The sequence below is a fragment of the Gardnerella sp. DNF00571G genome (genome assembly GCF_049262695.1).
GTDB classification, from domain to species: domain Bacteria; phylum Actinomycetota; class Actinomycetes; order Actinomycetales; family Bifidobacteriaceae; genus Bifidobacterium; species Bifidobacterium piotii.
The window spans coordinates 1,375,900-1,386,301 of record NZ_CP058396.1 but is presented as its reverse complement, the minus strand read 5'-3'; the positions used below and the strand labels follow the sequence as shown (position 1 = coordinate 1,386,301).

Here is a 10,402-nt window from a genome sequence, read left to right as displayed (position 1 = left end):
TAGACACAAGTAAACTGTAAACTAATAGATTTCTAGCTTATTAGTAGCGATTTAATAAATCGTTGTTGTGTATGCAGACATTTCTCTTAAGAATGGAATTGTTGCCGAAGCAAACGGATATATCCATTGCATAAGAATTGCAACTGCTGTTACGTAGATTAGTGCACAAAGAACTAATCTTATTGGCAAAATACCAGGCTGCAAGCGCATAAGTCCGCCAAAAATGCTAAATTCTGGCTTTGGCTTTAATCCAGCTCGAATTTGACGTCTTAGAGGCCACTGCCAAGCTATAGCTGCTGCAGCGAAGATAATAATGTACGCAACTATAGCAATAAGCATAATTGGCACAAGTGAATCTAGCTTAGAAACCAAAGACTGCTGTTCGTTGTTTACAAACTTAACTTGACCGTTTGCATCTACCGTAGAAAGCTCTTTAGGAATACCGTCGGAAACCTTAGCCCAATAATCAAACTCGCCAAAGCTAATAAAGCGGAACTTAGGAGTTGAATATTTTGGCTCACAAGTAACAAGCGTAATCATGCGCTTTTTAGGATTCTTGCTGTGATTTATTGGGTCTTGATCAAGAACTTCACTTTGATCTGGTCTAACAATCTTGTGAGTAACGTACTTATAAACGAACCAATAATCTTTTGTGCGAATAATAATAGGATCGCCCTTTTGGAATCGGTCAACGTCTGCTAAAGGCTGACCGTAACCATTTCGGTGACCACTAATAGCCAAGTTTCCAATTTCTCCTGGCATTTCTGTTTTAGGGAAGTGTGCAAGTCCTCGCCTATTTAATATTTCTAGGCTAACGCCTTCAACAATATTGCGCTCCCATTGATCGCCAAACCTAGGAATGTATGCTCGAGCAACAAGTTCTCCATACTTTACTTTTTGCAATTTAGGAGGATCGTCTACTTGAGGAAGAGCAATCTTGGTTTTTTTACCAGCAGCAGGATTCTTCCACGAAACAGCCTCTCTGGTTTCAAACTGTACATGCTCGGATTGAGCGCCCGTCCACCACATTTGCCAGACAATGTACAATGCGCAAACAACTGCAAAAGCTATAAGAAGTTCTCCAACAACGCCAGCTATTGTCCAAAGTGCGCTAGCCTTTGTTGTTTTGGCTTCGCTACGTTCGTGCTTGTAGTTAGAACGCTTCATTTTACTCCTTTATTGTTTGGTGGAATGGTGTTGGGGAATATTGCCAATAACATCGGCATCTTTTGGAACCGAAGCAAACCTTAGAGGCTGCAATAGGGCAGACGACTCTAAGAACTTTAAGTTTCCCCTTTTTTCCACTTTCCATCCCAGTCCAAAAGTACTGACATAGTCTTTATATGTTTGAATTGCTGGAGAATTATCCAACGATTCTATCATGTCTTCTATTGAACCAATAGCAGATATTCTATACGGTGGCGAGTACTGATGGCCTTGCAACATAAGCACATTTCCAATACAAACAACAGCTGAATTAAACAAGATTCTTTGACCCTGAATTGTTATAGCCTCCGCTCCGCCTTTCCATAGGGCGTTTACAACGGCTTCTATATCTTGTTGGTGAATTACATAGTCATTTATGTTTGCGGAGCTTCCAGACCCGTTTACGGCCGTTTTCCAAAGTGGCGAATCGTTTAGCGTTACAGTAATTCCTGGTCCTTGTATTGCTGGAAGTATTGTGCTTGCGCCAGTATCGTCGGAAGAATCAGACCCGCTTGTGCTGCTTGTTAACGTTTTGTTTAGAAGATTAACTTTAGAATCTAATTCTTTAACCTCTTCTCTCAAAGATTTTGCTCTTTGAGAATTTCTTTCCACCATTTGCCCCGTATCGGAAGTTACGAATGCAGTACGATTTATGCGCAAATTAGTAACGAATAAGTAACCAGTAAAACAAATTGCTAGGGCAACGGCAACGCTTCCTAACAGCGATTTTCTAGCGCCGTGTTTACCTGTTTGTTTTGCCATATTACCCATTCTTCTTCTTGCGTTCGAGTGTAACTATTATTATAGCGTGTAGCCGATTGATTGGAGTGTTACTGTTATGGCTGACGAAGAATTGAATAAATTGAACACCACTTCATCTGCCGATGTGGATGAATCTCAAAACTCTTCTAAAGAAGACTTGTATGGTGTTCCTATGGAACAGGTTGAAGCTGTTTTGAACGCAACTGCCGATAAGTCGTCGTTGTCTCCGCAAATACAGCGCATGATGAAGCGTCAAGAAGAAAATACTCGCAGAGTTGAAGAGTCCATTAAGGGCACTAAAGCTAATGCTGGATGGTTTGTTCCACTATTTTGCACGCTTATGATTGTTGGCTTGTTCTGGGCTGTTATTTATTACTTGAATCCTGCTTTGCCAATTCCAGGAATTGGAGCGTTTAATCTTTTGATTGCAGCATGCTTGGTTATGGCTGGATTCTTAATGACAATGTGCTGGAGATAGTTTATAAATAGCTTGTATATAGCTTGATTTTCTGGCTGCATGTAATAAGCATGCAGCCATTTTTTATATGTGTGTTTTGCGCATTTTGTGTGTTTATTACTCCGCTTTACTTGCACAAATAAGAACATGGTTATTTTTAGAATCGGTAGTTGCAATAATCCTAGTGTTTCCACCGTCTTTTAACTTAAGCCTTTTCTTTAAGTCGTTTACGCTTAGTGGAAAATTGTATGTTGCAATATTTGCGTAAGTTATTTTAGAAAGAGCTTTACTGATTTCTTTTTTGTTTAAGCTACAAATATTGTCTATTTTCCAAATGTTTCCAGGAAAATCTGATTTATATTCGCAAGATATAAAAACGTGGCTGTTGCTTGCGATTTGAACTACGTTGTATTTAGAGCTTAAAATCTTAAAACATCCCGACTTCATAATTGAAGAGTTTGGCTCATAAGCATATTTAGCGCAGTTTTTCCAATTATTTATGATTAAATCACTTGAATTTTGCTCGTTTTTTATGTGTGATTCTTGCGTCTCTTGTGATTCTTGTGCTTCTTCTACTTTATTTAAGTCCAGATTATATTTTGCGTTAAAAACGGTTACTGAATCGTTGTTTGCGCAATAAACTTCAATATTTGAATGTATGTTTGAGTCCAATACTAAAAGCAGCTCTTTGCACTCGTTGTTGTGTGAAACAATGTGTACTTGACTAACGTTTCCACAAAAGTCGCAAACAGCTTTTTTCCAATCAAGCATTGGAGATAGTTTAATAATCACAAATTTTGCTACTTGCAGCATGTGTGGTTTTAGTTCTAAAACATTAGGTGTGCAATCTTTAATCGCGTACGTTCTAGCTCCACTTTTATCTCGTCTTGCAGGATCAATGTAAATAATCGTTGCGTAGTCTACTTTTTCTAGCACTTCTACGCTTGTTGAGTTTACGCATTGAACATTGTTTAAGTGCATAGCAATCATATTGTGTTGGCTTATGGCAGATAGTTCTTCTTGAGTTTCTACGCAAATTGCTTTGCAAAACTCTTGGCTCATAATTGCGCAATCTACTCCAAATCCGCCAGTTAAGTCGATTAGGGTTGTTTTGCACTTATCAATATTGTTGTTTTTTATAAGACGATTTGCTATGCGTGCTTTATATTGTGCGGTTGCTTGCGATGAGCACTGTTCCATAGAAATATGTGATGGGTATATAACTTGATTGTTTTTATACCACATTGGCAACTTTGTTTTTGCAATTTGCATTCCGCTTATTTGATTAACAGCAAAAGCAACATTCACGTTTGGGTTATTAGACGCTTTTAGCGCAGCTTCTTTTGGGTTTGTATTTTGATTTTGAAGAATAAAATCAATAGTTTGCTGATTTTGATCTTGTAGTTGTTTTGTGTGAGTGTTGTTAGATTGCATAATTCTATTTTTGATTAAGGTTTAGAGAAAGTCACAATTTTTCAAAAATGTGGATAACTTTTATACACTTGTTAACATGGCTGAAAATGCAGAGTTATCAACGATTGTGTATAACAATGTGGATAACTTATTTAGATATACCCATGTTATACCCAGGTTATGCACATTTATGTCCACAATTGTGGAGAACTACACGCGTGTAATTTAACGAGATTTATTGTAAACAGAATGCGCTTATTGCAAGAAGAACAATAAGTGTTAGTAAAGAGTAAACAGCAAATCTCTCATTAAAAGATGCTTTTTTAAGAAGAGGATTATTAGTGCCGAGTAAAGCAGACAGAACTATTCCAGTAACAATTCCACCAATATGAGCTTGCCAAGCAATATTTGGAACCAAAAGAGGCATTGCAAGCGTTAGGCCGATCCAAATTAAAGTGCCATTAACGCTTTCGCCAAGTCGCCATTGTGCAACCAAAAGAGCGCCAATAAGCCCCATAATCGCTCCCGAAGCCCCATAAGCTGCAATCACCCAGTCTTGTGTAAGCTTTGAGTAAAGTAGAGTTGCAACGCATCCACCAAGCCCACTAATAGCGTATAAGAAAAAGAACTTCCATTTACCAAAGAATCTCTCAAGCTCTACGCCAAGTGAATACAAGCAAATCATGTTAAAAAGAATGTGCGTAAGTTCTGGCGCGTGAACAAACATAGACGTAAACCAAGTCCAGCTTGCTTTTGTAATCATAAATGGTGCAAAAGCAGTATTTTCAATAAAGGTTTGATATGCGCTTGGCAAAAAAGTGTGAAGAATCATCTCAATAATCCACACAAACACGCAAATGTAGATAATTGAATACGTTGCGGTTTTGCAATTAGTTTTAAAGCGCTTAACAATAGTGTTTATGTCAAAATTGTTCATAAAATAACATTATCTAATTGCATACACAAATTTGCATGCATAAGTAGCAACCATAATGGTCATTAAAAATGTTTCGTAAGATTTATGCTGTTTTGTGCATAAAAATATAATAAAAAGATGCAAGTGTTAAAAAAAATCACTATTATAGTGAATACACGAGTAAACTCGATACAAACGTTGACTTGGACGAGCAGGTCAGCTTAACGAAAGGAGCCATCATGGAGAACAGGTCCTCTGGCGGTTGGAAGTTCTTTGCACTGCTCTTTGGAGCACTGCTCGCAGGTATTGCAGCATTGTATGTTTACAAGCAGCATAATCCTGATTACGATCCATGGGAGCAGCCATGGGAGAACAGCTCTTCGCCAATTAACATAGGCGCAGAAAAAGAAGATAAAGACGAAGAAGCTAGTAAGCCAGTAGAAGCTTAAAGCTTAACTGTTTATAAAAACGAGTGGCGGTAGATTTCTTTGAGAACCTGCCGCCACTCGTTTTTTATTTTGTTTTTTATTTTGTTTTTTATTTTGTTTTTTATTTTGTTTTTTATTTTGTTTTTTATTTTGTTTTTTATTTTGTTTTTTATTTTGTTTTTTATCTAAATATTTTTTAGAACCAAGAAGAACGAGGACGAGTGTTCTGTTCGATTCCTCTTGTATTGTCTGCAATCTCTCTAGTGTTGTTAGCAATTGCGCTTGTATTGTCTGCAATAATAAAGCTATTAACGCATGTCATAGTTTGAAGAATGTTAGAAATCTTCTGTAGCTTAATCATCTCTTCTTGATTCTCAAGCATTGTATTTTGATTATCGACCATAGCATTTAGCTTTTGTCTCATATCCATTTGATTATTAAGAACTTGGTTATGATATTGATCTCGCTTGTATGCAGTAATCATTTCTTTGATTGTATCTGCTTCGTGATTCTTAACTAGAGAAATAAAATATTCAACAGAATCTAAAACATAGTAATCATTTGGATACCACGAAGAAGTTTCTGCAAGCATACGCTCTTTAATGTCATTCATTTCTTTGTATAGTGCATTACGACGCTCGTCAACCATGTTATTGTGTTGAACAATCTGATCATTCTTCTCTTTAATTTGTGCATTTAATTCAGAAACACGTTTTTCTTCTTTATTGTTATCGCGATTAATTTTTTTATTATATTTTTTAACAATAATCGCAGCCACAATAGCCGCAACAACGAATGCAATAACATTAATAGCAGCATAAAATACAAACGATCCAACATTGTTGTATTTAACCGAAAAAGTATAAGCATTCCACAATCCACTAAGCCAAGCTAATATAAGCAGAACCAGTAAGACTCTTCCTATATTTAACATTATTTTGCTATTCTTTGCTTTTCCAACAGCAAACACAGCTGTTATAACTGCGCAAAAAATAAGTCCGTTAATATTGCCACTTAGTGCAGTAATAACTCCGAATACGATGCTAAAGGCTATACCAGCCATAAAAAGACCATAATCAGATTTTTCTTTAGCGCTGTCTGTTTTGATAAGGTTTTTAAGAATAAGTTGCTGTTCAGATAGTAATTGTCGTTTTTCTTTTTCTGCTTGCATAAACAGACTAAGTTTTTCATTAAACTTTTGTATATAATCCCTTACAGAATATAATCCGTTTAATAATTCGGCACCTTCTGGGAGCAAACTATGCTGCATATTTTCTTCTACAGACATATTTTTTCCTTAATCTTAGATTAATTAAAATGTATATTTACCGCGTTACATTGTATGACTTTAAGATTACAAGTAACACATTTTATAAAAGATTGAAGAACGCATAAAACGCATAAAACATATAAAAAGAGCAGCGGAAAAATGTTTCCACTGCTCTTTTCTTTATCTAATAGCTACTACAATTAGCGCCTTTTGCTTATTCAGCAGTTGGAAGAGCGCCAGTGTGCCAAATGCGATCGAGGTAATCTTCGATAGAGCGATCAGAAGAGAAGTAACCAGAGTTGGCTACGTTCAACACAGCCATGCGTGCCCACTTCATAGGATCGCGGTAAGTTTCCTCAATTTGAGCTTGAATATCCATGTAAGAGCTAAAGTCAGCCATTGCCATGAAGTAATCGTGAGTAAGCCAATCGTTGACGAGTGGCTCATACACGCTCTTGTCGCCGTTGGAGAATGTACCGTCAGCAACCATGTCTACAGCTGTCTTCAAGCGAGGATCAGACTCGTAGTACTTACGGGAGCCGCCGTGATCGTAGCCTTCAGCGTAGAGCTTCTCAACCTCGTCAACAGTCATGCCGAAGAGGAAGAAGTTCTCAGCGCCAACGCGTTCACGAATCTCAACGTTTGCACCGTCGAGAGTACCAACAGTCAAAGCACCGTTCAAAGCGAACTTCATGTTACCAGTGCCAGAAGCTTCCTTACCAGCTTGAGAAATCTGCTCATCCAAATCGGTTGCAGGAATCAAGTTCATAGCAAGTTCAATGTTGTAGTTCTCTGGGAAGAACACTGCAAGCTTGCCCTTGCATGCTGGATCGTTGTTCACAACGCGAGCAACATTGTTGATGAGCTGAATCGTAAGCTTTGCCATAGCATAGCCTGGAGCGGACTTAGCGCCGAAGAACACGGTGCGTGGAAGCATCTTGTCTACGTCGATTGTGCCATTCTTGATTCCAGCGTATGTGGAGATAACCTGGAGGATCTTCATGGACTGGCGCTTGTACTCGTGCAAACGCTTAACAATGGTGTTAAACATAGTGTCTGGGTTGATTTCAAAGCCATACTTGTGCTTTGCAAAATCAACGAAGGCAAGCTTGTTCTCCTGCTTGACTTTAGCGAACTTCTTAACGAAGGAAGGATCGTCAGCCAATGGCTTCAAGCCTTCAAGAAGCTCCAAATCGCCCTGCCATGCGTCGGTGCCCAAGCCCTCAGTAATAAGAGCAGACATGCGTGGGTTGCTCAAGCGAACGAAACGACGAGGAGTTACGCCGTTAGTAACGTTCTTGAACTTATCTGGGTAAACGCTGGAGAAGTCCTTTAATGTAACATCCTTCAACAACTCAGAGTGAAGCTCAGCAACGCCATTAACGTAAGAGCCGCCGTAGGTAGCCAAGTAAGCCATGCGAACTACAGCACCTTCGCCATTTTCGTCGGCGTCGGTAGCAATGCGCATGCGCTCAACTTGATCTTCGGAAACGCCCTTGCTGCGAAGCTCGTTGCGGAACTGCTCGCTAATGCCCTGAATAATCTCAAGGTGGCGTGGCAAAAGTTCGCCAATAAGCTTTGCTGGCCATACTTCCAAAGCTTCTGGAAGCAAGGTGTGGCAAGTGTAATTGAAGGTCTTGGTAGTAATGCCCCAAGCGGTGTTCCAATCGTAGCCGTACTCGTCCATAAGAACGCGCATAAGCTCTGGAATACCAATAACTGGGTGAGTATCGTTCAACTGGAAGTTGATCTTACTTGGGAAGGTTGTAAGATCTGGCTTATCTTGACCAGGATAGAACACGCGAATAGCGTCGTGAATAGAAGCAGCTACGAAGAAGTATTGCTGCTCAAGACGCAAAGCCTTGCCCTGTGGAGTGGAATCTTCTGGATAAAGAATCTTAGAAATGTTTTCTGCTTCAACCTGTGGCTTAACAGCATCCAAGTACTCAGACTTGTTGAAGGTGAGCAAATCAAATTCGTCGTAAGACTTAGAAGTCCACAAGCGAAGAGTGTTTACGCGACCAGAATTGTAGCCTGGAACCATGTAGTCAACTGGTACTGCGCGAACAGCCCAATCTGGCTTCCACACGCGCTTGCCATTTTCTTCAACAACCTTGCCACCAAAGTTAACGCGCTGATCTCTGCCGTAGTCAACGTGCCCCCATGGCTCTTCGTTGCTAAGCCAGTAATCAGGGGTTTCTACCTGCTTGCCCTGCTCGTCGAAGCGCTGCTTAAAAATGCCGTAACGATATTGGATGCCGTAGCCGAATGCTGGAACGCCGATAGAGGCGAGCGAGTCAATAAAGCAGGCTGCGAGACGACCCAAACCGCCGTTACCTAAACCTGGCTCATACTCAGCATCGATAACATCTTTTGGCTCAAAACCAAGCTTTGTAACAGCCTTGTTGAACTGATCGGTAAGGCCAGCGTTAAGCAAAGCATTTTCAAGCTGCTTGCCCATTAAGAACTCTGCGCTTAAATAGCCAACAGCCTTTGTGTTTCCGTTAATCATGTCATGCTGTGTCTGCATCCAAGAGTCCATCAAATGACGACGGACAGCGGTAGCAGCGGCAACATACACATCAGCCGTAGTGGCCTGTTCTGGGGTGACACCCTGGGTGTACTTCAGATGTTCTTGAAGTTCTTTGGCAAATGCCGCCGCAGTAGTCTTGGCTTTCGGCGCGACGTGTTTAGTCATATTTGACTCCTTGTGCCGTGAATAATATATTTACCTAAAATGTGCGAATAGCAACCCTTGATTATGTTGGTTGTAGCCGCGCCAAATTGCACTTAACAAGACGGTACGCGGCAATGCACACGTTTTCATTGTTGATGATATCACAACCCCAAACCCTTATTAATAATTATTCACAATATGACTTTTATAAAACAACATTAAAATCGCAAATAATACTTAGACAATTCGTGAGATAATTCAAATATGGCTGTTATACGAGAAGCGGATATAAGCGGCGCTAAAAAATCGTTTGAAACGTGGGCAAATAGTGCAAAATCTTATATAAATTCTATGAAAATAGATTCTACGAACAATAAAAAAGAGAACAATAAAAAAGATTTGTGCTGCATAAACACAAACGAAATAGGCGTTAGCGTAAACGATGAAGCAATGGCTGTTAGATACTCGCTTTATGTGCTAGAGCATATAGCTCCAGGGTGCGCTGTAGAGGTAAGAGTGGCACCTTGGGGGGCTGTAAAAATCTTAGAAGGCCCACATTCAGATCCGCATAATTTAACACCGCCAGATGTTATAGAACTTGATCCAGATGTTTGGTTGCGACTTTCTTGCGCAATAACAAAATGGGATTACGAGCAGCAAATTGGGAATATAAGCGCAGTTGGAGAGCGAGACGATTTAAGCAATTTGCTGCCCGAACTTACAAAAGCTCTTTTTAACAATTAATGCTAACTAAGGGTATTTGCCTACATGCTTATCTACATATAGAATTAAGCGTTCTTGTGCAAATTCTTGTGCAAAAATTACTTGTTCTTATGCATAAAACTAGGCATAGGCATAGGAATGTGATGATGAACAACGCCAGAATTGCTAGACGACTTGTCTTTAGTGGCGGCCTGAGCAGCAGACTGAGCAGCCCACTCGGCGTAGTCGTCTAAATCGTCATCTCCACTCGAAACGGAATCATGCAAGCTACCAACACTATCATTACCAGCATTAGTGTTGGTGTCTTTAGAATCATCCTCTACAGATAAGCTTTCGGAATCATCTTGATTATCTAGATAATCCTCGGTGTTATTGTAGCTATCAGATTCAAACGGATCGAAGGATCCTTGACCAGGCTCGTGAGTATTAAGCTCTTTAGCAAGCTCGTCGTAATCCGTATCGGTCGTCAGGTATTTGAGCTTACGGGCAATTTTCTGTTGCTTTGCCTTCTGTCGTCCGCGGCCCATCTGACCCCCTCATATTTACCGAA

General features: G+C 39.9%; 10 protein-coding genes. 3 read left to right on the top strand and 7 right to left on the bottom strand.

The genetic code is table 11. From position 1 onward, the window contains the following. Positions 1-51: 51 nt before the first annotated feature. Positions 52-1,167, bottom strand: coding sequence for a class E sortase (locus HXT30_RS05440; protein ID WP_415701481.1), 1,116 nt, complete (start codon positions 1,165-1,167; stop codon positions 52-54). A gap of 9 nt (positions 1,168-1,176) precedes the next feature. After that, the gene (locus HXT30_RS05435; RefSeq protein WP_415701480.1) at positions 1,177-1,968 is read right to left on the bottom strand and encodes a DUF881 domain-containing protein; all 792 of its coding nucleotides are present in this window, start codon (positions 1,966-1,968) and stop codon (positions 1,177-1,179) included. 76 nt (positions 1,969-2,044) lie between these two features. On the opposite strand from HXT30_RS05435, the gene crgA reads away from it, so the two are divergent. Then, on the top strand, positions 2,045-2,446 hold the full coding sequence (gene crgA / locus HXT30_RS05430) for a cell division protein CrgA (RefSeq protein ID WP_020757063.1): 402 nt from the start codon (positions 2,045-2,047) through the stop codon (positions 2,444-2,446). Positions 2,447-2,542: 96 nt separating this feature from the next. On the opposite strand, the gene HXT30_RS05425 is transcribed toward crgA, so the two are convergent. Next, positions 2,543-3,859, bottom strand: coding sequence for a THUMP-like domain-containing protein (locus tag HXT30_RS05425; RefSeq protein WP_415701479.1), 1,317 nt, complete (start codon positions 3,857-3,859; stop codon positions 2,543-2,545). A 214-nt stretch (positions 3,860-4,073) separates the two neighbouring features. Continuing rightward, a complete protein-coding gene (locus HXT30_RS05420) occupies positions 4,074-4,775 on the bottom strand; it encodes a rhomboid family intramembrane serine protease (protein ID WP_422111493.1) in 702 nt (233 codons plus the stop codon). A 218-nt stretch (positions 4,776-4,993) separates the two neighbouring features. On the opposite strand from HXT30_RS05420, the gene HXT30_RS05415 reads away from it, so the two are divergent. Then, positions 4,994-5,203: a hypothetical protein gene (locus HXT30_RS05415; protein WP_032817642.1), complete on the top strand. Its 210-nt coding sequence runs from the start codon at positions 4,994-4,996 to the stop codon at positions 5,201-5,203. Positions 5,204-5,378: 175 nt separating this feature from the next. Here HXT30_RS05415 and HXT30_RS05410 read toward each other — a convergent pair whose 3' ends face one another. After that, entirely contained in the window at positions 5,379-6,470 is a 1,092-nt protein-coding gene (locus tag HXT30_RS05410) for a hypothetical protein (protein ID WP_422111492.1), read from the bottom strand. 196 nt (positions 6,471-6,666) lie between these two features. Next, positions 6,667-9,150 (bottom strand): glycogen/starch/alpha-glucan phosphorylase, encoded by a 2,484-nt coding sequence (locus HXT30_RS05405; protein ID WP_410294438.1) that lies wholly within the window; start codon positions 9,148-9,150, stop codon positions 6,667-6,669. 243 nt (positions 9,151-9,393) lie between these two features. Here HXT30_RS05405 and HXT30_RS05400 point away from each other — a divergent pair, with 243 nt between their 5' ends. Further along, positions 9,394-9,873: a sterol carrier family protein gene (locus HXT30_RS05400; protein WP_422111491.1), complete on the top strand. Its 480-nt coding sequence runs from the start codon at positions 9,394-9,396 to the stop codon at positions 9,871-9,873. Between the two features lie 77 nt (positions 9,874-9,950). On the opposite strand, the gene HXT30_RS05395 is transcribed toward HXT30_RS05400, so the two are convergent. Then, positions 9,951-10,379 (bottom strand): DUF3073 domain-containing protein, encoded by a 429-nt coding sequence (locus tag HXT30_RS05395; RefSeq protein ID WP_016801871.1) that lies wholly within the window; start codon positions 10,377-10,379, stop codon positions 9,951-9,953. Positions 10,380-10,402 lie beyond the last annotated feature (23 nt).

Excerpts from the sequence above, each read along its gene's own strand:
- HXT30_RS05400 (WP_422111491.1), top strand. The coding sequence starts at position 9,394 with ATGGCTGTTATACGAGAAGCGGATATAAGCGGCGCTAAAAAATCGTTT.
- HXT30_RS05425 (WP_415701479.1), bottom strand. The coding sequence starts at position 3,859 with ATGCAATCTAACAACACTCACACAAAACAACTACAAGATCAAAATCAG.
- HXT30_RS05420 (WP_422111493.1), bottom strand. The coding sequence starts at position 4,775 with ATGAACAATTTTGACATAAACACTATTGTTAAGCGCTTTAAAACTAAT.
- HXT30_RS05440 (WP_415701481.1), bottom strand. The coding sequence starts at position 1,167 with ATGAAGCGTTCTAACTACAAGCACGAACGTAGCGAAGCCAAAACAACA.
- HXT30_RS05415 (WP_032817642.1), top strand. The coding sequence starts at position 4,994 with ATGGAGAACAGGTCCTCTGGCGGTTGGAAGTTCTTTGCACTGCTCTTT.
- crgA (WP_020757063.1), top strand. The coding sequence starts at position 2,045 with ATGGCTGACGAAGAATTGAATAAATTGAACACCACTTCATCTGCCGAT.
- HXT30_RS05435 (WP_415701480.1), bottom strand. The coding sequence starts at position 1,968 with ATGGCAAAACAAACAGGTAAACACGGCGCTAGAAAATCGCTGTTAGGA.
- HXT30_RS05410 (WP_422111492.1), bottom strand. The coding sequence starts at position 6,470 with ATGTCTGTAGAAGAAAATATGCAGCATAGTTTGCTCCCAGAAGGTGCC.
- HXT30_RS05405 (WP_410294438.1), bottom strand. The coding sequence starts at position 9,150 with ATGACTAAACACGTCGCGCCGAAAGCCAAGACTACTGCGGCGGCATTT.
- HXT30_RS05395 (WP_016801871.1), bottom strand. The coding sequence starts at position 10,379 with ATGGGCCGCGGACGACAGAAGGCAAAGCAACAGAAAATTGCCCGTAAG.